The 21,243-nt window shown below is 46.2% G+C and carries 24 protein-coding genes; 10 read left to right on the top strand and 14 right to left on the bottom strand.

Features of this window, described 5'->3' with window-relative positions; genetic code table 11:
* Window positions 1–69: 69 nt before the first annotated feature.
* From AB4154_RS09920 to AB4154_RS09940, 5 genes are all read right to left on the bottom strand, one after another.
* Entirely contained in the window at window positions 70–669 is a 600-nt protein-coding gene (locus AB4154_RS09920) for a thiol:disulfide interchange protein DsbA/DsbL (RefSeq protein ID WP_017063015.1), read from the bottom strand.
* 55 nt (window positions 670–724) lie between these two features.
* Entirely contained in the window at window positions 725–1,711 is a 987-nt protein-coding gene (locus tag AB4154_RS09925; protein ID WP_372122863.1) for a serine/threonine protein kinase, read from the bottom strand.
* 73 nt (window positions 1,712–1,784) lie between these two features.
* Window positions 1,785–3,203 (bottom strand): cytochrome c oxidase accessory protein CcoG, encoded by a 1,419-nt coding sequence (gene ccoG, locus AB4154_RS09930; protein WP_372122850.1) that lies wholly within the window; start codon window positions 3,201–3,203, stop codon window positions 1,785–1,787.
* Window positions 3,204–3,529: 326 nt separating this feature from the next.
* Entirely contained in the window at window positions 3,530–3,793 is a 264-nt protein-coding gene (locus AB4154_RS09935; RefSeq protein ID WP_009848104.1) for a YihD family protein, read from the bottom strand.
* A gap of 131 nt (window positions 3,794–3,924) precedes the next feature.
* Window positions 3,925–4,092, bottom strand: coding sequence for a hypothetical protein (locus AB4154_RS09940; protein ID WP_004739323.1), 168 nt, complete (start codon window positions 4,090–4,092; stop codon window positions 3,925–3,927).
* Window positions 4,093–4,375: 283 nt separating this feature from the next.
* Here AB4154_RS09940 and AB4154_RS09945 point away from each other — a divergent pair, with 283 nt between their 5' ends.
* Window positions 4,376–5,167 (top strand): sporulation protein, encoded by a 792-nt coding sequence (locus tag AB4154_RS09945; RefSeq protein WP_017058778.1) that lies wholly within the window; start codon window positions 4,376–4,378, stop codon window positions 5,165–5,167.
* Between the two features lie 156 nt (window positions 5,168–5,323).
* Window positions 5,324–5,977: a hemolysin III family protein gene (locus AB4154_RS09950; RefSeq protein ID WP_017063010.1), complete on the top strand. Its 654-nt coding sequence runs from the start codon at window positions 5,324–5,326 to the stop codon at window positions 5,975–5,977.
* Here the strand turns inward: AB4154_RS09950 and AB4154_RS09955 are convergent.
* From AB4154_RS09955 to def, 6 genes are all read right to left on the bottom strand, one after another.
* Window positions 5,974–6,549 carry a DUF3157 family protein gene (locus AB4154_RS09955; RefSeq protein WP_372122852.1) on the bottom strand — a complete coding sequence of 192 codons (576 nt, stop codon included), beginning with the start codon at window positions 6,547–6,549 and terminating at the stop codon, window positions 5,974–5,976. The two genes, AB4154_RS09950 and AB4154_RS09955, sit on opposite strands and share 4 nt — an antisense overlap.
* Window positions 6,550–6,575: 26 nt before the next feature.
* A complete protein-coding gene (locus tag AB4154_RS09960) occupies window positions 6,576–8,021 on the bottom strand; it encodes a TrkH family potassium uptake protein (protein ID WP_029235642.1) in 1,446 nt (481 codons plus the stop codon).
* Between the two features lie 95 nt (window positions 8,022–8,116).
* Window positions 8,117–9,493 (bottom strand): Trk system potassium transporter TrkA, encoded by a 1,377-nt coding sequence (gene trkA / locus AB4154_RS09965; RefSeq protein ID WP_004735766.1) that lies wholly within the window; start codon window positions 9,491–9,493, stop codon window positions 8,117–8,119.
* Between the two features lie 109 nt (window positions 9,494–9,602).
* Window positions 9,603–10,883 carry a 16S rRNA (cytosine(967)-C(5))-methyltransferase RsmB gene (gene rsmB, locus AB4154_RS09970; RefSeq protein WP_136979567.1) on the bottom strand — a complete coding sequence of 427 codons (1,281 nt, stop codon included), beginning with the start codon at window positions 10,881–10,883 and terminating at the stop codon, window positions 9,603–9,605.
* A 92-nt stretch (window positions 10,884–10,975) separates the two neighbouring features.
* On the bottom strand, window positions 10,976–11,923 hold the full coding sequence (fmt, locus tag AB4154_RS09975) for a methionyl-tRNA formyltransferase (RefSeq protein ID WP_017058773.1): 948 nt from the start codon (window positions 11,921–11,923) through the stop codon (window positions 10,976–10,978).
* A gap of 37 nt (window positions 11,924–11,960) precedes the next feature.
* The gene (gene def / locus AB4154_RS09980) at window positions 11,961–12,473 is read right to left on the bottom strand and encodes a peptide deformylase (RefSeq protein ID WP_017058772.1); all 513 of its coding nucleotides are present in this window, start codon (window positions 12,471–12,473) and stop codon (window positions 11,961–11,963) included.
* Between the two features lie 140 nt (window positions 12,474–12,613).
* On the opposite strand from def, the gene AB4154_RS09985 reads away from it, so the two are divergent.
* Genes AB4154_RS09985 through AB4154_RS10000 form a run of 4 tightly spaced genes read left to right on the top strand, consistent with a single transcriptional unit; the run spans window position 12,614 to window position 15,870 of the window.
* On the top strand, window positions 12,614–13,699 hold the full coding sequence (locus AB4154_RS09985; protein ID WP_372122854.1) for a LysM peptidoglycan-binding domain-containing protein: 1,086 nt from the start codon (window positions 12,614–12,616) through the stop codon (window positions 13,697–13,699).
* Window positions 13,696–14,808 carry a DNA-processing protein DprA gene (gene dprA / locus AB4154_RS09990; protein WP_372122856.1) on the top strand — a complete coding sequence of 371 codons (1,113 nt, stop codon included), beginning with the start codon at window positions 13,696–13,698 and terminating at the stop codon, window positions 14,806–14,808. The genes AB4154_RS09985 and dprA overlap by 4 nt, the downstream gene beginning before the upstream one ends.
* 3 nt (window positions 14,809–14,811) lie before the next feature.
* The gene (locus tag AB4154_RS09995) at window positions 14,812–15,288 is read left to right on the top strand and encodes a DUF494 family protein (protein ID WP_029235095.1); all 477 of its coding nucleotides are present in this window, start codon (window positions 14,812–14,814) and stop codon (window positions 15,286–15,288) included.
* Window positions 15,289–15,300: 12 nt separating this feature from the next.
* A complete protein-coding gene (locus AB4154_RS10000; protein WP_017063003.1) occupies window positions 15,301–15,870 on the top strand; it encodes a type I DNA topoisomerase in 570 nt (189 codons plus the stop codon).
* Window positions 15,871–15,958: 88 nt separating this feature from the next.
* On the opposite strand, the gene AB4154_RS10005 is transcribed toward AB4154_RS10000, so the two are convergent.
* Entirely contained in the window at window positions 15,959–17,089 is a 1,131-nt protein-coding gene (locus AB4154_RS10005) for a 5-(carboxyamino)imidazole ribonucleotide synthase (protein WP_372122858.1), read from the bottom strand.
* 5 nt (window positions 17,090–17,094) lie between these two features.
* The gene (gene purE, locus AB4154_RS10010; RefSeq protein ID WP_004735777.1) at window positions 17,095–17,580 is read right to left on the bottom strand and encodes a 5-(carboxyamino)imidazole ribonucleotide mutase; all 486 of its coding nucleotides are present in this window, start codon (window positions 17,578–17,580) and stop codon (window positions 17,095–17,097) included.
* A gap of 195 nt (window positions 17,581–17,775) precedes the next feature.
* On the opposite strand from purE, the gene AB4154_RS10015 reads away from it, so the two are divergent.
* The 4 genes from AB4154_RS10015 (at window position 17,776) to AB4154_RS10030 (ending at window position 20,465) form a co-directional block, all read left to right on the top strand.
* The gene (locus AB4154_RS10015; RefSeq protein WP_017058767.1) at window positions 17,776–18,333 is read left to right on the top strand and encodes an L-threonylcarbamoyladenylate synthase; all 558 of its coding nucleotides are present in this window, start codon (window positions 17,776–17,778) and stop codon (window positions 18,331–18,333) included.
* Window positions 18,334–18,352: 19 nt separating this feature from the next.
* Window positions 18,353–19,270: an oxygen-dependent coproporphyrinogen oxidase gene (hemF, locus tag AB4154_RS10020; RefSeq protein WP_372122860.1), complete on the top strand. Its 918-nt coding sequence runs from the start codon at window positions 18,353–18,355 to the stop codon at window positions 19,268–19,270.
* Window positions 19,271–19,347: 77 nt separating this feature from the next.
* On the top strand, window positions 19,348–20,178 hold the full coding sequence (aroE, locus tag AB4154_RS10025) for a shikimate dehydrogenase (protein WP_017067739.1): 831 nt from the start codon (window positions 19,348–19,350) through the stop codon (window positions 20,176–20,178).
* A 17-nt stretch (window positions 20,179–20,195) separates the two neighbouring features.
* On the top strand, window positions 20,196–20,465 hold the full coding sequence (locus AB4154_RS10030) for a DUF1488 domain-containing protein (protein ID WP_017058764.1): 270 nt from the start codon (window positions 20,196–20,198) through the stop codon (window positions 20,463–20,465).
* Here the strand turns inward: AB4154_RS10030 and AB4154_RS10035 are convergent.
* Window positions 20,462–21,007, bottom strand: a complete 546-nt coding sequence (locus AB4154_RS10035) for a gamma carbonic anhydrase family protein (RefSeq protein ID WP_136974247.1) — start codon at window positions 21,005–21,007, stop codon at window positions 20,462–20,464. The two genes, AB4154_RS10030 and AB4154_RS10035, sit on opposite strands and share 4 nt — an antisense overlap.
* Window positions 21,008–21,243 lie beyond the last annotated feature (236 nt).

A 21,243-nucleotide genomic window follows, 5' to 3' on the forward strand; every position in this document is an offset into this window, starting at 1 on the left:
ATTATTTATCAATAATGATTTTTGAACTAGCAAAAAAAAAGGAAGCCGAAGCTTCCTTTCATCAATGGCTTACTTCTTTAATAAGAAGTTCACGAGCTCGAAGTACTCATCAAGAGAGTTGATACCTTGAGCTTCTACTAGGTAGCGGTTGTTAACCACAACAGCGGGTACACCTGAAAGGCCGCTGTCTTTGAATGCTTTGTCGAAGCGACGAACCATAGAATCTACAGCAAAGCCGTTATACGCAGCATCGAATTTCTTCGCATCAACGCCTTCGTCTAGGAAGATTTGACGCAGTTCTTCTTCATCACGTGGTGGCTTGTTCATTGTGTGGATGCGGTTAAACATCACTGGCACCATTTTATCTTCAACTTTCAGTGCAATCATTGTCGCGTAAGCTTTGCTCATTGGCAGACCCATGTTGCCACCCATGAATGAAACATGGTTCTTCTGTAGCTTAGCGTCTTTAGGTAGCTGTTGTTTTAGCTGCTGGATGATTGGCTCAAAGCTATTACAGTGTGGGCAGTAAAAAGAGAAGAACTCTGTCACCATTGGTTTTTTTGATGCTTCTAGGTCGAGAACTTTGTAGTGTTCACCTTCGTTAAATTTCGCAGCGTGAGCGGTAAGGCTCAACATGATCAATGAGAAAAATGCGAATAGCTTTTTCATATATCCAATCTCCATTATGTTTGAATTTTTATCTAGTTGTATGTTGCGATTGCTGTTACCACTGAGGCATTAACGAAAGTGGTGGCTCTTGCAGGGTAGCAATTTGCTCTTTACAAGCAAGTACTTGTTGCTCCCAATATTTCGGATCATTAAACCACGGGAAGGCCAGAGGAAACGCAGGATCGTGCCATCGTTTCGCCAACCATGCCATGTAATGCACCATACGTAGACCGCGTAGTGGTTCGATTAGTTTCAGTTGTGCGGTATTAAAATCGCAAAACTCTTGGTAACTCTCTAGCAAAATATCCAGTTGCATCAGCTTATCTTGGCGCTCGCCATTGAGCAGCATCCACAGATCTTGTATCGCAGGGCCGTTACGTGCGTCATCAAGATCGACGAACATTGGCCCATCGCGCCACAAAATATTGCCAGGGTGGCAGTCACCGTGCAGGCGGATATTCTCAATGTTGCTCGGCCACTGGCTCTCTAGCTCTTTGATCAGAAGGTCAACGTCATTGAAGAAGGCATTTTCTAGGTGCGTCGGGATAAACTGAGAGTTCTCTAGAATCTTACGTGGCTGATAAAGGTATTCATCTAAGCTGATGGTCGGGCGATGCTGGAATGTTCTTCCCGCGCTGGCTTTATGAATACGACCAAGAAAGCGTCCTACGCCTTCCAATTGATCTAGATTGTCAACTTCATACTGTCTGCCGCCAACACTTTCAAATAGTGCAAATAGGTAGCCTTGGTATTCATGTAAGGTTGCACCGTTGATTCGCATTGGAGGCGCAACCGGCATCTCTTGCTCGATAAGCTCGAGTGCGAAGTCATGCTCTTCTTGGATCTGTGCCTTGTTCCAGCGTTGCGGACGATAAAACTTAACGACGTAGCGCTTACGGTCTTCATTGGTGAATTGATACACCCGGTTTTCGTAGCTGTTGAGAGCGAGAAGCCCGGATTCAGCACGAACTCCAATGCTCTCCAGTGCGTACCACATGAAGTCAGGAGTCAGGTTATCAAAGTTAAAGGCTTGCATCGTCATAGAATAAAAAAGGCTCATTACTGAGCCTTTTTCCATTTATTGGGTTGTTATACCAAGCACTAAGGTGCGGGTATCAGAGCTTCTTGATAAAGCGGCTTTCGACTTCCATCGTAAACTCTTCATTATCCGAGAGTATAAACTGAATTGTCGAAACTGGTGAGCTCAGTTTTTCTGGGTCGGCGCCTAAACTGATAGGTAGGTTCAAAACCTCGCCTGGATCGACAGTAATCGTCTGTTTACCATACCAGATAGAATCGGGCAGTCCGCTAACACCGAGTTTGTACTCTTGCTCTTGTTGAGTCTTGTTGATCACTTTCAAGGTGTAGGTGTTTTCAACCAACCCTTGGTTATTGACTCTAAACAGTTGGTTTCGGTCACGCAGAACACTTAGGCCGGCAGGATCAACGCTCGCGATTTGGGCGAAGAACAAGCCCAGCATCACGATCAAGATAGCGCCATAGCCCAACAGCTTGGGACGCATTACCTTGGTCGAGTGACCTTCAAGTCTGTGCTCGGTGGTGTAATTGATCAGGCCTTTCTCATAGCCCATACGCTCCATCGTGTTGTCACAGGCATCAATACACGCGCCGCAGTTAATACACTCGTATTGCAGGCCGTCACGGATATCGATACCCGTAGGGCACACTTGTACACACAGATTACAGTCAATACAGTCGCCTAGACCAAGCTCTTTTGGATCGGCTTTACGAGAGCGAGGGCCACGGCTTTCACCACGTTCTGTGTTGTAACCAACGATGAAGGTGTCTTTATCGAACATTGCCGACTGGAAACGCGCGTAAGGACACATGTGCAGACAAACAATTGAACGCATCCAACCCGCATTGGCATAAGTACATCCAGCAAAGAACAGTACCCAAAACACCGGCCAGAAAGACGAGTTAAAGGTAAAGAAGCCAACCACTAACTCTTTGATTGAGATGAAGTAACCAACAAAGGTTAAGCCCGTCGCAATGGCAATCGCCCACCACGCAATGTGTTTGAGGGTTTTTCTGAGGATTAAATTGCTCGTCAGTTTGCCCGAGTCTTGTTTTCTTCGCTTATTGGCAGCGCCTTCTAGCTTCTCTTCGAACCAGATATACATGAAGGTCCAGACGGTTTGCGGGCATAAATAGCCACACCAGACGCGGCCTAAGAAGGTGGTTATGAAAAACAGGCCAAACGCGGCAATCATAAATAGGATCGCGAGTAGGGTCAGATCTTGCGGGTATAAGGTGGTGCCAAAGAAGTTGAACTGTTGGCTGCCGATATCGAGCAAGATCGCTTGACGTTCACCAAAGGGAATCCATGGGATAAGCGCAAAAAGTAAAAGTAAGAACCAACCGCCATAGCGACGCAGTTGTTGGAATTTACCTTTGCTTTCTCGAACATAGATTCGGTTACTTGGGTTAAATCGATCTCCATTACCTTTATGTGTTTTCGGGTTAAAGGTTTTAGGAGTCACATCTTTGATATCGATTTTATCCTGACTCATGGACTATCCTTTTTGTGGCTTGTTTGCCCGGTTAAGTCGGGCATGACGACATTACTTGAAAGTATGGTTTAGAGAACCTGTTGAAATTGAGCTTGGTGCATTTGTTGTTATCGCACTCACTCTTATTATTTTAGAAGATTCTTATGGATGGCGATTATAACGACAATCTTGTTCTCATTTCTTTAACGCTATCAACCTTTAACAACAAAAGTCATAACAGTTGTGACGAAAAAATAGCGAACAGAAACAAAAAAGCGACCTGGTGGTCGCTTTTTAAAATTGAGTGTTTTATCTATACGGCAATTGAGCTCTAAACTAACGGGCGACTAAAGAAGGCCACGTGCTTTTAGAATTGCGGTTTTGAAATCATCTTCTTGGTCTTTTTTCAGGCCCGGGATCATCTCATCTTTTTCGCTGTTGCGCATTTTTAGGTGATAGATAAGAACATCGTCAGTCAGTTCTTCAAGCTTGCCTTGGTAGCCCGCTTCTTTTGATAGCTTAATGATGAACTCTAATAGGTTAAGCTCTTGATCTTTCTGCCACTCAGGCTCCATCAGTTCAAGCAGTTCTTCAATGCGGTGACACTTCATACTTTATTTCTCCACAAATTTTATAATGATTTGTGGCTAAGGTATCAAATCGGGTAGGGAATACCAATGTGTAAACACATTTCAAGATGGGAGCGGGCAAGAAAAAAGCGCAGTAAAAACTGCGCTTTTTGTTAAGCGGCTTTAATCACTTTCGTTGTAGTCGGTGCTAATAAAGCAGTCTTCTCAACTAGAGTCATTGTAGGAGCCAATTTCTTAGCCGTTGGAGCAGCAACAAAGCCACTACGACGACGCATCGCACTACGGTTGGTGTGCGAGAACCTGACAGCTGTTGGGCGCATTAATTTACCTAACGGTCAGGCATATCCATTGCCAATCTAATGGCCTGATTTACCATGAGCTCCACCTCAATTGCTTGAAGCGTCACTCGTCTGGCTTTCGCCAATCCGAAGAATAAATCAGGATAATGATATGCATGCATATCAAGGCTTAGATTATCACTATCTAAGTTATCGATCGACGCCTGAGTGATAAATAGACGATATTAGAGCTAAAATAGTGTGAGCAGTATATTTGAGTTTGAACCTCTTTCAGGCTTAAGATGATGCTTTAAAGGAGGTGCATATGTCGTTCTTAAAGAAAACGTTAGCAAGTTTTGGAATTGGATCTGCCAAGGTGGATTCTGTATTGCAACAGGAAGTGCTTTATCCAGGCAAGAAGGCGAGCATTATTGTGCATGTCTATGGTGGCGCTCAGCCACAAGAGATCGACAATATCGATCTCAACTTGTGCTGTCGTTACGTCAAAGAAATTACTATGAATTCGCAAAGGCAAGAGGGCGGTCAAACACGTCGAATGCACCAGACATACTCGTTGGCCAAATGGAGCCTGCCGTATGCCTTTGTTATTCAGCCGGGTGAAACCCGTGATTTTGAATGTGAGTTTGATGTCCCGCTGAACACACCTGTCACGATTGGTGATTCAAAGGTGTGGCTAGAAACCGGGCTCGATATTGCGATGGCGATTGATCCATCGGATAAAGACATCTTAACGGTGCGCCCTGACGCACTCCTCGATGGTATTTTTAACGAGCTTGAAGCTCAAGGGCTGCGTATTCGCCAAGTTGAGTGCGAAGCAGTAGAGGGCTTTGAACTGCCATTTGTTCAAGAGTTTGAGTTTGTCCCTACCACTGGTCCATATCATGGCCGTTGGCGTGAACTGGAAGTGGTTGCTCATCGTGATGAAACCGAGCTTAAGTTGTGGTTTGAGATAGACCGTAATCGCGATGGTGCAAAAGGCATGTTGGCGAGCTTGTTAGGCATTGGCCAACTGCAGCGTCAATTGAGTGTGCCATTGGATACGTCACCACAAGATGCGGGCAAGATGGTACTTGAGTATCTAGACAACGCATCTTAGTTAGCTCTTTGGTTCTGTAGCTTTAGAGACCTTAGCTTCATCACACCGTTTAGGCGTTATTAATGTCATAAAAGATGTCATAAAAATTTAAGCTTACACGTGTAAGCTTAATGTGCAATACTAGGCAAATCGAACATTTACTCTAGTAGGATAATCATGTCTGCATCATCGGCGAGCGAATACAGTGACATCGAAGAACGCGCCAATGCGATAACCCATGGCTTGGGTGTTGTGCTTGGCGTGGTTGGTTTAATCCTGCTGCTGATTCGTGCGTTTGACCATCAAGCCGACATACTGACTATTGCGAGTATGGCGGTATATGGCAGCAGTATTATCCTACTCTTTCTCGCTTCCACGCTTTATCACTCGATCACCACAGAAAAGACCAAGCGATTACTGAAAACTCTCGATCACTGTGCGATCTACTTATTGATCGCGGGCAGTTACACGCCATTTTTATTGGTGAGTTTAAGAACACCATTGGCGATGGGTTTGATGGCAGTGATTTGGGGTATCGCGCTAGTCGGAATCATTATGAAGATTGCCTTCGTCTACCGATTTAAGCGTTTGTCATTGGTGACTTACTTGGCGATGGGTTGGTTATCGCTGATTGTGGTTTATCAACTGGCGATGAATATCGAGATGGGTGGTTTGGTGCTACTAGCACTCGGTGGCGTGATTTACTCGTTGGGTGTGATTTTCTATGTGGCAAAACGCATCCCTTACAATCATGCCATCTGGCATTTGTTTGTGTTGGCGGGCTGCGCTTGCCATTTCTTCGCTATTTATTTGTACGTGACTCCGGTTTAGCGAGCCAGTACCTCAGTAATCTCAGCTTTAATCTGATATTCAGGGTGTTGTTCTAGGTCGAGCTTGATGAGCTTGCCTTCTTCACCCGTCTTTGGTCGTAGGTATGTGTCGGCCATTCGTTTGATTGATTTCCACACAGCAACTTCTTCTTCTGCCAACAACTCACCTTCTGCAGTAAATACGCTGATGTTAAGTGATACCAAAATGACCGCTTGAGTGCCTTGGTTAGTGATGGCTGTCGGAATGATAAGCTCACCATCTTCATAGCGACTTGCACCCAGTACAACATCCACTCCTGACTGAGACAGCTGTAAGCTTGGCTTTTTACTATTAACCACAATCGTAGTGCCACGCGTGTTCGTTGCGACAGGTACGGCTACGACAGGCACTGCAGTCTCTGATGTTGTCGTTGCTGCTTCCGTTTGCTTTGGTGCCACGTATTGCCAAGTAAAATCATCTTTGAGTAACACTTGCTTGCCATCAGGCAAGGTGACCATTTGATCAGCAAAGGCAGAACTTACGAATACTGAGTTTGCGAGCAATGCGCTAGCGAGAAGTAGGTATGATTTCATCTCTGTTTCCTTAAATATTCGTGCAATTAGCGTCGCCAGAAGGCTGGGAAGAATAGAACGATCAGCGTCAGTATCTCAAGCCTTCCCATCAACATACCAAGGCTTAATAACCACTTAGCAGCGTCTGGTAGGGGAGCAAAGTTACCCGTTGGGCCGATCACGCTACCCATACCCGGGCCAACGTTAGCTACCGCAGTAATAGCGCCCGAGATACTGGTGATTGGGTCTAAACCCATCGCGCTCAAGCCACCTGCAATTAAGATAATCGTAATAAAGAACATCAAACCAAATGCGACTAGTGAACGCACAATATCGTCATTCACCGGTCGCTGATTGTAGCGTTGAACAAACACGCCCGACGGGTGAATCAGTTTCATCATCTGCTTATGAAGCATGGTCATCGCGATCTGGAAGCGGAAGATCTTGATACCACCAGAGGTTGAACCTGAGCACGCGCCCGCCATCATTAAAAAGGCAAACAGCGTGGTAGGCAAAGCGCCCCACGCGGTGAAATCTTCTAAGCCAAAACCGGTTGTGGTTACGACTGACACAATGTTGAACATCGAAACACGCATCGCATCCATGACTGTGTAGCCATCTCTAACCACCAACCATGTCGATATCACGGCACTGGTAACCAAGAATAGATAGGTGAAACCTCTCACTTGCGCGTCTTTGTAGAGGATTGAGAGTTTTCTACCACGCAGTGCGCTAACAAACAGTAGGAACGGCAGACCACCAAGGAACATGAACAGGGTTCCTACCCAGTGAGCACTGTTAGAGAAGTGGTTCATTGAGCCATCTGATGTTGAGTAACCACCCGTAGACAGTGTTGTGAAGGCATGATTGATTGCGTCAAAGATACCCATGCCTGCAAACAGGTAGCTAATGATGCACAACCCAGTCAGAACCAGATAAACCGCCACGATGTTCTTGGCGACCGTTTTCGCTCGTGGGCTGCTTTTATCTGACCAATCGGATGATTCGGTTTGGAACAGGCGCATACCACCGACGTTGAGCATTGGCAGAACCGCTACCGCCATAACGATGAAGCCGATGCCACCTAACCATTGCAGTATAGAACGCCACAACAGAATACTTGGAGCCATGCTGTCTAAGCCGCTTAATACGGTTGAGCCTGTCGTGGTGATACCAGACATGGTTTCAAAATAGGCGTCAATGAAGCTGATGTGGTTGATGAAGACAAACGGCAGTGCAGCAAAGGCACTGGCTATCGTCCATACCAGAGAGGTGATCAGGAACATGTCCCGTACCCCAAGTCGGAACTTAGCTGAACGGCCTAAGCTCAAGCAGATGAACGCCACAATGTGCGTGATCACTACCGACTGACCAAACTCGAGGAAGCCACCGGTGCCTGTGAAAAAGGCAACCAATGTAGGGATGTACATGAAAAGGGCGAGTTTTGATAACACTAACCCTATCACTAATAATATCGGACGAAAGTTGACCATAGCTTAATAGACCATAGCTTTAATTGATTACAGCTTTGTGCCGGAGCGCCGTTCTCACAAAAGAAAGTTGCGAGAAGAAGCTCACGAGAACAAGGCTATAAGAAGAACGGGCTCGGTTGGAATAGAGACTCAACATCCGGTACGTATTTCTTGTCCACTAGGAACATCACTACGTGGTCATCCTGTTCGATTACGGTTCTATCGTGCGCGATAAGTACTTCTTCTCCGCGAACAATCGCACCAATAGTGGTGCCCGGTGGTAACTTGATGTCGCCAATCGCTCGGCCAACCACTTTAGAGGTGGTTTCGTCACCGTGAGCAATCGCTTCGATCGCCTCTGCAGCGCCGCGACGTAGAGAGGATACGTTTACGATATCAGCACGACGAACGTGAGTAAGCAGCGCAGAAATGGTCGCTTGCTGTGGCGAGATAGCAATATCAATCACACCACCCTGAACAAGGTCTACGTAAGCACCACGCTGAATCAGTACCATTACCTTCTTGGCACCCATTCGCTTCGCCAGCATGGCTGACATGATGTTGGTTTCATCTTCATTGGTTAGGGCGATGAACACATCAACTTGATCGATGTTCTCCTCGGTCAGCAGCTCTTGATCGGCGGCATCACCACAGAATACGATGGTGTTTTCTAATTCTTCAGACAGCTTCTCGGCGCGAGTGTAGCTGCGCTCGATAAGCTTGATACTGTAGCTCTGCTCAAGGCGTTTTGCCAAGCTTGCACCAATGTTACCACCACCGACAATCATGATGCGGCGGTACGGTTTCTCTAGGCGCTGTAGCTCACTCATTACTGAGCGGATGTGGTTACTCGCTGCGACGAAGAACACTTCATCATCGGCTTCAATGATGGTGGTGCCTTGTGGACGAATAGGGCGACCTTGACGGAAAATAGCGGCAACACGGGTATCAATGTGCGGCATGTGCTCACGCAAAGCAGACAATGCGTTACCAACCAGTGGACCACCGTAGTAGGCTTTTACTGCGACTAGGCTAACCTTCTGTTCAGCAAAGCTCACAACCTGCAGTGCGCCTGGGTATTGAATCAGGCGCTCGATGTAGCTGGTTACCAGCTCTTCGGGTGCGATCAGGTGATCGACTGGGATAGCTCCTGATTTGAATAGTGCTTCTTTCTCTTCTAGGTATTGAGGAGAACGAATACGAGCAATTCGGTTCGGCGTATTGAAAAGAGAGAAAGCAACCTGACACGCTGCCATGTTGGTTTCATCCATGTTGGTTACGGCAACCAACATGTCGGCATCTTGTGCACCCGCTTCACGTAGTGTGTTCGGGTGGCTGGCATAGCCGTTTACAACCCTAAGGTCGTATTTGTCTTGAAGTTCACGCAGTCGGTCGGCATTACGGTCGACGATCGTGATGTCATTGTTTTCACCTACTAGGTTTTCAGCAAGGGTACCGCCTACTTGTCCAGCACCTAGGATAATGATCTTCATAGCCTTTCTCTTATTTTTGCCTTTGTAATTCTAGTGATTTCATTTTGCTTCGATATTGCACTAGAAAGAAACAGCGGCTAAGAAATAAATTCTTAGCCGCTGTTAGTTGTTATGCCTGTTTTACTAGAACTGCGTAGTAGAAGCCATCCATATCTTCTTCACCAGGCAGTATTTGACGACCTGGATTTTCGATATCAGATCCAACTAGCGTTGCGTTCTCGGTACGCTCTAGGAATGCTTTCACTTGCAGAACGTTCTCTTGCGGTGTGATAGAACATGTCGCGTAAACCATGGTGCCGCCTTCTTTCAGCTGACGCCACATTGCATCCATAATCTCGCTTTGCAGTTCAGCCAGCGCATCAATGTCAGACGCACGACGTAGCCACTTGATGTCAGGGTGACGGCGAATGACGCCAGTCGCTGAACAAGGTGCATCAAGTAGGATACGGTCGAACTTATCACCCATCCACCACTCTTCTGGGTAGCGAGCATCACCACAAATTACGTCGGCACGCAGTTGTAGACGCTCAAGGTTATCGTAAACGCGGTCTAGACGTTTAATGTCGCAGTCAATCGCAACCACTTCAGTGTCTTGAGTGTGCTCAAGAATGTGTGCCGTTTTACCACCTGGCGCAGCACAACAATCTAAGATCAGCTCACCATCTTTTGGTGTTAGGTAATCAACCGAAAGCTGAGCGGCAGCGTCTTGCACTGATACCCAACCTCTGTCGAAGCCAGGAAGCAAAGTAACATCACAAGGTGCAGCTAATTTTATGGCATCAGCAGCTTCAGGGTGCAATGTGTATTCAATGTTTTCGTTTTTAAGCAGTTCAACATACTCGTCACGAGTGTGGTGTTGGCGGTTAACGCGCAGCCACATTGGTGCCTTGCTGTTGTTTGCTTCAACCAGTTGCTCCCATTGATCTGGGTAGCTCTCTTGAAGCATTTTTAGAATCCAGCTTGGGTGGCCGTATTTGCCTGCATTGTGGCTAACGGCTTTCTCGTCTAGTTCTTCTTGGTCACGTAGGTAGCTACGTAGTACAGCGTTGATCAAACCACTCAGGCTTGGACCACGCAGTGTTTTAGTGCCCTCAACCGTTTCAGCAACCGCGGCATGCGAAGGGATACGCATGAAGCTTAGTTGGTAAATGCCCACCAAGATTAGGTGGTGGAATACACGCTTTTTACCTTTAAGCGGGTTTTCCATCAGTTCGTTAGCGATTGACTCTAAACGAGGCAGGTAACGAAGTGCGCCGTAGCAAATCTCTTGCAGTAGAGCATGGTCTCGTGGACGGATCGTTTTTTGAGCCGCAGGGAGAGCGTGTGACAGAGAGTGGCCTTTATCGACAACTTGGAATAGGACATTTGCAGCAGCAGCGCGAACATTCATGAGGGGTACCGAATATTTATTTGAATACATGAGGGCATCTCTGCCCTCGTAAAGGTTTTCTAAGCTGCGTAATTAGCAGCTTTAAAAGCGGATTAAGAAAGTTGTGTACCAACTTCAAACCAGCTTGCACGTGAGTTCAAGATATCCTGAACTGACATGGCTTTTTTACCTGGAACTTGCAGTTGTTCAAGAACAAGTACGCCTTGCCCTGTCGCAACATAGATACCAGTTTTATCCGCTTGCAGAATGGTACCTGCAGGCTTATCAGAAGTTTGCTCTGCCACACGGCTTTGCCATACTTTAATGCTGTTCTCAGCAGCTTCAAAGTGACTCATTGGCCATGGGTTGAAGGCACGAACGCAGCGCTCAATATGCGCAGCTTCATCACTCCAGTTGATACGCGCTTCTTCTTTGCTTAGCTTCTTCGCGTAGTTCGCAAGCTCATCGTCTTGCTTTTCTGCAACTGCTTTGCCAGAAGCGATGTCCGCTAGACATTCAACAAGCGCATCAGGGCCAAGGCCCGCTAATTTCTCGTACATAGATGCGCTAGTATCTGTCGCTTCGATAGGCAGCGTCGCGATACTTAGCATGTCGCCAGTATCTAGGCCGATATCCATCTGCATGATCGTCACGCCTGTCTCTTTATCACCCGCCCAAATAGAGCGTTGAATCGGAGCAGCACCACGCCAGCGCGGTAGGATAGAGCCATGTACGTTGATACAACCTAAGCGAGGCGTATCTAATACAACCTGCGGAAGCAATAAGCCGTAAGCGACAACAACCATGATGTCAGCGTTCAATTCAGCTAGCTCTTGCTTAGCCTCATCTGACTTGAAGTTTTCTGGTTGGTAAACCGGAATATTGTTTTCAAGTGCGATGTTTTTTACTGGGCTCGCAGTGAGTTTTTTACCGCGGCCTGCTGGGCGATCTGGCTGTGTGTAAACAGCAACAACTTCATGCTCCGAAGACAACAACGCCGCCAAGTGACGGGCGGCGAAATCCGGAGTACCTGCAAAGACAATTCTTAAAGACTGACTCAAGGTAGGCTTCCTTCTAATTTAGTAATAGCAGCGGTTATTAACCTTGTTTCTCGTTGAAACGTTTAATCTTCGCTAGCTTATCTTGGATACGTTTACGCTTTAGTGGCGATAGGTAATCAACAAACAACTTGCCTTCTAGGTGGTCAAGTTCGTGCTGAACACAGATAGCCAGAAGGTCGTCAGCGTCGAATGTGAATTCGTTGCCGTCACGGTCTAGTGCTTTAACCGTTACTTCTGCAGCGCGAGGTACTAGAGCTCGAGCGCCTGGTACAGATAGGCAGCCTTCTTCGATTCCATCTTCGCCGCGCTTCTCAGTAATTTCAGGGTTGATAAGCACCATTGGCTCATCACGTGTTTCTGAAATATCGATAACAACGATGCGTTGGTGGAAATCTACTTGCGTTGCCGCAAGGCCGATACCTTCTTCGTCGTACATGGTTTCAATCATGTCATCAACGAACTTTTGAATCTCTGGGGTAACTTCTTTTACCGGTTTCGCCACGGTACGTAGACGATCATCTGGTAATGTTAATACTTGTAATACAGACATATACACTCGAAATATTGAACTGTGCCGAAACAGCTTAAACCTTGTTGGCTCAATTCTAGACATTTTAGAGGTCAAATGACAGCATCCTGAAGGTAATTCTCAAATCAGATGTCATATATTCAGACCAAGGAACCTAGGTCATGCGTCATTTATTGCCTGCTTTATCTCTTATTTGTGCCTCGATTTCGTTCGCCGCTACGGCTGAAAATAGTGAGCAACCTTTAACCATTAAACAGGGCGCACCTGAGGCGTATGTGGTGGTTAAGGGCGATACTTTGTGGGATATCTCTGCGATGTATCTCGATAGTCCATGGTTGTGGCCAAGGTTATGGCAGGTCAATCCAGAGATAGAAAACCCTCATCTCATTTATCCCGGAGATAAACTGTCTTTGGTTTGGATTAATGGCGAGCCTGTATTGAGCCTCAAGCCTGTTATCAAGCTTAGCCCTAAGATTCGTGTCTCTGAGAAGAAAGCAGTACCTACCGTCAATGAAGGGCTGGTTTTGCCATATTTACAGTCTGATCGCTTGGTAGAGCAGCAAGATATCGAATCAGCGCAACGAGTATTAGGTACCAGCGATGGCAAACGCTTCTTATCGGGTGTAGAACGGTTATTTATCTCAGGTAACCAACAGCATCAAAAGTGGGGTATCTACCGCGCAGTTGAAACCTACCAACGGCAGCAACCCCAAGCGAGTATTACCTCTTTGCGACTGGTCGCCACTGCGCGCTTAAAAGAGGTGGATGCTGAGTTCAGCAGCTTGCAGATAGACACTCAGCTGCAAGAGGTACTGCTTAATGACCTTGTGCTACCAGAACTTGGTGTTGATCAGGTGAAGCTCTCTACCACGTTTTATCCTGCACCTAGTGCGGCAGGTCAGTTTGCTAATATCTTGGGCTCATTAGATGGCAGCCAGTACAGCGCGAAGAATCAGGTAGTGGTGATCAACAAAGGTTCACAGGATAACCTTCGCCAAGGTTCTATGTTTACCCTCAGTGAAAGCGGTGCTGTGGTGTTTGGTAAGCAGGGTGAATACAGCTATAAAGAGTCTGCGGCGAGTAATAAAGTGCAGCTACCAAGTACCTCGCTCGGTAGCTTGATGGTCATTCGTCCTTATGAGTATTTTAGCCTCGCGTTGATCACTCAAAGTTCAAAGCCAGTAAGTAATGACATTGTGGCGGTATCGCCTTTGGACCTTGCAGTGACAGAAGAGGGAAGCGAGTGAATGAAGAGCAACTGATCGCTTGGTTAACGTTAAGTTTTATTCCGCAACTGGGTGGAAAGCGTCTTGCTCGCCTACTCAGTGTTGATTCTCCTTTAAATATTGTTGGTTACTCAAGCCAGCAGCTGCAAGTGATGGGTTTATCAGGCAAACAAATTTCTTATCTAAGAGAGCAAGCCCCAAGAGAAGTGGAGGCTTGCTTATCATGGCAAGCAAAACAGCCTAACCATCACATCATTACCCCTAATTGCCCACATTATCCCAAACTGCTTAATGAGATTGCCTCTGCGCCCAGTGTTCTTTTCGTTAAAGGTCACGTTGAAAAACTGATCGAGCCTCAAATCGCGATGGTCGGCAGCCGCAATGCCAGTATTGAAGGACTGCAGACCGCCAAGTCCTTCGCCAAAGAGTTTGTCCAAAACGGTTTAATTGTCACTAGTGGCTTAGCGTTGGGCATTGATGGTTATGCTCATGATGGTGCTCTAGATAAAGGAGGGGAGACTTTCGCGGTGTTGGGTTCAGGCTTGGACTCCATTTACCCTGCACGTCACCGAAATCTAGCGGATAGAATTTGTGAGAATGGCGCGCTGATCTCAGAGTTCCGTCCAAGCGCTAAACCTCGACCTGAACATTTCCCGCGGCGTAACCGTATTATAAGTGGGTTATCGCTCGGAACCTTGGTAGTTGAAGCGGCTGAGAAGAGTGGCTCTTTAATTACCGCTCGCTATGCCATGGAGCAAGGTCGAGAAGTGTTTGCGCTGCCCGGTTCTATTCATAGCCCAACCAGTCGCGGAGGTAACAGTCTCATCAAAGCTGGAGCATGTTTAGTGCAAAATGCTCAAGATGTTCTGATTGAAATAAAGAGTCTGTTAAACTGGTCTATAGGTCAGCAGCCGAGCTTATTCGAACCTACGCCGAATGAGGGTGAAAATGAACAATTGCCATTTCCACAGCTGTTAGCTAACGTAGGATTAGAGGCGACACCCGTTGATATTTTGGCACAGAGAACCCATATACCTGTGCATGAAGTCATGATGCAGCTTTTAGAGCTTGAGCTCTCAGGGCATGTTGTTGCAGTTTCCGGTGGCTATATTCGAAAGGGGAGAGGCTAAGCTATGATGATGGACATACTGATGTACTTGTTTGAAACCTACATCCATAGCGATTCTGAATTGCAGGTGGATCAAGACGAACTTGAAGATGAACTTCTTCGAGCGGGGTTTCACCAAGATGATATTTATAAGGCTCTCCATTGGTTAGAAGACCTTGCTGCACTGCAAGATACCGATAACCAAGCGGCGATTACTATGTGCTCTAATACCTCGATGCGTGTTTACACAAGTAAAGAGATATCACGTATTAATATGGAGTGTCGTGGTTTCTTGTTGTTCCTTGAGCAGATCAACGTCCTCACGACAGAGATTCGTGAAATGGTGATTGATCGTGTCATGGGGTTAGAGACCAATGAATTTGAGTTGGATGATCTGAAGTGGATTATCTTAATGGTACTGTTCAATGTACCGGGTAATGAAAGTGCTTACACGCAAATGGAAGAGCTGTTGTACACCAAAGAGCAAGGTATCTTGCATTAATACAGGCTTATCATGAGTAGTAAGATTGATAATCAGCTTTTTTCAGCACATGAACATGCGTTAGAGCATGAACCATGTCCACAGTGTGGTGGGGAGCTTCAGCTTCGCCATGGTAAGCACGGCCCATTTTTAGGCTGTAAGCAGTATCCGAGCTGTGATTACATCAAGCCTCTTCATCAAAATGATGGTCATGTGGTGAAAGAGCTGGGCGTTCCGTGTCCTAAATGCCAAAACGAATTGGTATTAAGGCAAGGTCGCTTTGGGATGTTCATTGGCTGTAGCAGTTATCCAGAGTGTAATCACATCGAATCTTTGGACCAACCGAAAGAACAACCTGAAGAGCAGCCACTTGTTGCCTGCCCTGAGTGTGGTCGAGGCCACTTGGTTGAGCGTAAATCTCGCTATGGCAAAACCTTCTATGCGTGTGATAACTACCCTAAGTGTAAGTTCGCCGTTAATCAGCCACCTGTTATAGGTCGTTGTGAACAGTGCCAGTTCCCGTTGTTACTTGAGAAGAAAACAGCCAGTGGTACCAAGAAGCAATGCGCTGATCGCAAGTGTCACCACATTCAATCTCAATAACTCGATATTATAGACACAAAAAAACGGCGCTCACTGAGCGCCGTTTTTGTATCCAATAAACTTTTTATATCAATAAGCCAATGTAGGCTTACTTCATCTGCTCAGCAAACTCATGCACAGCAGGGTAGGCTTGCTTATCAAGAATCTCAGCCAATGAGCACAAAGCTCTTTGTAATTCTGCGTTGTAGTCAGCGCTCACGTTAATGTGACCCATCTTGCGACCTGCACGCTTTTCTTTGCCATACCAATGAACATGACAACCACCTTGAGCAAGAATAGCCTCAGGAAGAGTATCTTCGCCAAGAATGTTGATCATTGCGGTTGGACGAATCAGTTTAGTGCTACCTAGTGGCATGCCACACACTGCACGCAGGTGGTTTTCAAACTGACAAGTCTCTGCGCCTTGTTGCGTCCAGTGGCCCGAGTTATGAACACGTGGTGCAATCTCATTAACAAGCAGTGAACCTTGAACATCAAAGAACTCAAGTGCTAGCACGCCAACGTAATCTAAACGCTCAGCAATGGCAGTGAACATGGCTTTAGCTTGCTCTTGCAGTTCAATGTCATCAATCGCTGTCGATAAGCTCAACACGCCGTCGGTGTGAACATTCTCAGCCAGTGGATACACTTGAACCTCGCCATTGGTATCACGAGCACCAACCAGTGATACTTCGCGGTCAAACGGAACAAACTCTTCAGCCACAATCGCTTGGTTGTCGGTCGCGGTAATGCACTCAGCCATTTCTGCCCAAGTCGCGTCAACATTGTCTAATGTCTTTAAGCGCCATTGGCCCTTGCCGTCGTAGCCGCCAAGTGTGCTCTTCAACACCATTGGTAAGCCAACGTGAGCAATTGCAGCGTCAAAGTCTTCGCGAGAGTTAACCACGTAGTACTTAGCATTCTTCACGTTCGCTTCGTCTAACAGGGATTTTTCAAGACGACGGTCACCGCCAGCTTTGATTGCTTCTGTTGTCGGTAAGAACTTACCGCTGCGCTCACACACCTCAAGTACATCGTGAGGAATATGTTCGAATTCAGCAGTAATGACGTCCGCACGCTCAATCGCATTTTCTAAGCCGTTACCTAGAATCGCTTGCGTTAATGGGTGAACAATATTTTTGCTGCCAACATCAAAAGCAGAAATTTCAATATTCAGCGGTGCCCCAGCTAGGGACATCATGCGAGCAAGTTGGCCCGCGCCTAACACAAGAACATGCATGGAAATTAGTCCTCTGCAGGGTTTGGATTAGCCAAAACCGTTTCTGTTTGCTCAGAACGGAATGCTTCTACTTTTGCCATTACTTCTTCATTGTGTGTACCAATGATTTGAGCCGCTAGGATGCCTGCATTGGCAGCGCCAGCTTCACCGATAGCCAAAGTACCTACCGCGATACCTTTTGGCATCTGCACGATAGAAAGCAGAGAGTCCATGCCTTTCAGTGCTTTAGACTGAACTGGAACACCCAGAACTGGTACGCTTGTGAAAGCAGCAGCCATGCCCGGAAGGTGCGCTGCACCGCCAGCACCAGCAATAATTACTTTAATACCGCGCTCTTTCGCACTGGTTGCGTAGTCTGCAAGCAACTGAGGTGTGCGGTGAGCAGAAACCACTTTTGTTTCGTACGCCACGCCAAACTGATCCAACATTTCTGCAGCTAGCTTCATTGTTGGCCAATCAGATTTAGAACCCATGATAATACCGACAGTCATCTCAAACTCCTTCAGGTACGATTTAATTAGTGATTAGATATTTTGCGCGCATTATACGGGTAAAATTACTTAAGGAAAACGTTTGCGTCAGTCTAAGTTGTTAATTGATACATTTTATAAACAAATAGCTTTAGTCACAGTGAATGATAATTTGTACACTTAGCGAGTTCGATAACTGACTTAATGAGGCAACCCGTGGATAACTTTCAACATACATTGCAGGCATTACAACAAGGTGAAGTCATTGCTTACCCGACCGAAGGCGTTTTTGGGGTTGGTTGTGATCCTGATAATCCACATGCCATCAAGAAATTACTCGAGTTAAAACAGCGTCCAGTTGAAAAGGGCTTGATCTTGATTGCTGCAAGTTACGAGCAGCTGCTTCCTTATATTGATGAAAGCCAGTTGACGGAAGAACAGTTGGTAACAGTGAAAGCGACATGGCCAGGTCCGGTCACTTGGATTATGCCAACCAGCAGCAAAGTTACTGACTGGGTCAGCGGCCAGTTTGATTCCATCGCGGTACGAGTGACGGATCACCCTTTGGTTCAAAGAATGTGTAATGAGTTCGGCAAGCCGTTAACCTCTACCAGTGCTAACCTGACTGGCGAGCCGCCTTGTATGACGACTGAAGAAGTTCAACAGCAACTGGGTCAACACTTAGTCGCGATTCTAGAAGGCCAAACGGGTGGCCGTGAGAAGCCAAGCGAAATTAGAGATGCAAAAACGTCGAAAATATTAAGACAGGGTTAAACCCTGCAAAGGAAGTAAGATGTCAGCAATTGATAAAGAAGCAGTAAAGCAGTTTTTACTGAGCCTACAAGATTCGATTTGCCAGCAGCTTGAGCAAGCTGATGGTGTAGCGTTGTTTGAAGAAGATGCATGGGAGCGAGAACCTGGCGATCGTCTAGGTGGCGGTGGTCGTACTCGCGTGATGACCAATGGTGCTTTATTTGAACAGGGTGGAGTTAACTTCTCTCACGTCGCTGGTAAAGCAATGCCTGCCTCTGCAACCGCTCACCGTCCTGAGTTAGCCGGACGTAAGTTTGAGGCGATGGGGGTTTCATTAGTTATCCACCCTAAAAACCCATATATCCCAACCTCACACGCGAACGTTCGATTCTTCATTGCGGAAAAAGAAGGGGAAGACCCGATTTGGTGGTTTGGTGGTGGTTTTGACTTAACGCCATTTTATCCTGTCGATGAAGATTGCCAATCTTGGCATCAAACTGCTAAAGATCTTTGTGCGCCGTTTGGTGATGATGTTTATCAAGAACACAAAGAGTGGTGTGATAAGTACTTCTATCTTCCTCACCGAGACGAAACACGTGGTGTTGGTGGTCTGTTCTTTGATGACTTAAATGAGTGGGGTTTCGATAAGAGCTTTGCTTATATGCAGGCTGTCGGTGAAGGTTTTGCTGCGGCGTACTTACCTATTGTCGAGCGTCGCAAAGATATACCTTATGGCGAACGTGAGCGTGACTTCCAACTATACCGTCGTGGCCGCTATGTTGAATTCAACCTAGTTTACGACCGTGGTACCTTATTTGGCCTGCAAAGCGGTGGGCGCACAGAGTCTATATTGATGTCGATGCCGCCGTTGGCTCGTTGGGAATATCGCTATGAACCGCAAGCTGGCTCACCAGAAGCTCTGCTTTATAGTGACTACCTCAAACCTCGAGTTTGGTAGTTCTTCCTTCCTTATAGGGATAGTGATAGGGTCATCTATATAGATGACCCTTTTTATTATTTCTGTTAGGTAAGGATATGACACAGCAAGTAGATCGTTATGCCGTTTTCGGTAATCCTATTGGGCAAAGCAAATCGCCATTCATTCACACATTATTTGCTCGCCAAACCAGCCAACAACTTACCTATACAGCACTGCAGCCAGAGCACGGTCAATTTATCACTGCTGCCAAAACCTTTTTCAGCGAAGGTGGTCGAGGGTGCAATGTCACAGCGCCTTTTAAAGAAGATGCCTATCAGTTAGCCAATCGCCTAACTGAGAGAGCTGAACTAGCTGGTGCCGTAAATACCCTTAAGAAGTTAGATGATGGAGAGATCATTGGTGATAACACCGATGGTGAGGGCTTAGTTCAAGACCTGCTTCAACATCAAGTCACGCTAAAAGGAGCACGTGTTCTTCTTCTTGGCGCTGGTGGTGCTGCGAGAGGAGTGATTCAACCTCTTCTCGACCAAAAGCCACAACAGCTGGTGGTCGCTAATCGAACCAGCTCCAAGGCTGAACTTCTGGCTGAGATGTTTTCGTCGCATGGCAACATCAAGGGGATGGGGCTAAGTGATGTTAATGAAGGCTTTGATGTCATTATTAACTCTACCTCATCTGGTCTAAGCGGGCAGCTTCCTGAAGTGTCTGAGGTGATTTTCAATTCTACTAGCGCCGTTTATGACATGGTTTATGGATCTGGAACGACGGTATTCAATCAATGGGCATTAGATAATGGTGTTCATGCTGCTTATGATGGTTTGGGTATGCTAGTGGGGCAGGCAGCAGAAAGCTTTATGCTTTGGCGTGGTCTTCGTCCGGGAACAAAACAGATTTTAAGAGAATTACGTAAAAATCTAGAGATGTAATGGGGTGTTTATAAAAAATGAATCAATCAATTCTATTTCCTGATATCCAAGATTGGGATGAAGAGAGCCGAACAATCACGTTCCCAGCACAACAGTCGGGCGCATTGATTGAATGTGTCATGTCTATTGAGGAATTATCACGATTGGCAGGTAAAGATATAGAAGAAGGCGATCAAGCTTTAGTTATCTTTTCAGAGTTACGTTTCGATATTGAAGAGCTAGCGGAAGAGTTAATAGAAGAAGAGGAGTATGACTCCTCTAATCGGATTCAGATCAAAGCGCTTTAGACTGAAATTACAGAGTCTAGATAGTCATTTTTATTCTGAACGTAGTTGTCTGCAGACTTCTGTAGAAAGGCACGCTCTTTATCATTTAATGGGCGAGCTTGTTTTACTGGGCTTCCTACATAGAGGTAACCGCTTTCAAGTACCTTATTAGGCGGTACCAAGCTACCGGCACCAATCATCACTTCTTTTTGGATAATCACGCCATCCAACACGATCGCTCCCATACCAACAAGTACACGATCTTCAATAGTGCAGCCATGCAGCATTACCTGATGCCCGATAGTGACATCATTACCTATTAATAGAGGGTAACCCTCAGGGTTTTCTGCATTCTTATGGGTGACGTGCAAGACACTACCATCTTGGATATTCGTTCTCTCTCCAATATGAATGTGGTTCACATCCCCTCGAGCTGCAACCAAAGGCCACACGCTAGAGTCGTTACCGATTTTGATATCACCAACCAGCACTGAACTTGTATCTATATAGACACCTTGTCCAATCTGAGGGGATATTCCTTTATAACTGCGTATTGAACTCATAAATCCTCCTTTACATACGCACCTTAAGCCCTTAATTAAGGGGAATACTAGTGAAAACGGGGTGTTTTGAACAAAAAACGCTCGAACAATCAAAAAAGTAAGAAAAAATTCAAAAAGGGCTTGCCAGTGTGATCGAAATCTCTATAATGCCACGTCGCTGACACGGGATGGATTCAACAGAAACCAAAACGAATCAGCAGGTCAAATTAGCCAAGCTAAGCGCTTGAAAAAAGTTT

The organism is Vibrio sp. 10N.286.51.B11 (assembly GCF_041469245.1).
Classification (GTDB): domain Bacteria; phylum Pseudomonadota; class Gammaproteobacteria; order Enterobacterales; family Vibrionaceae; genus Vibrio; species Vibrio crassostreae_C.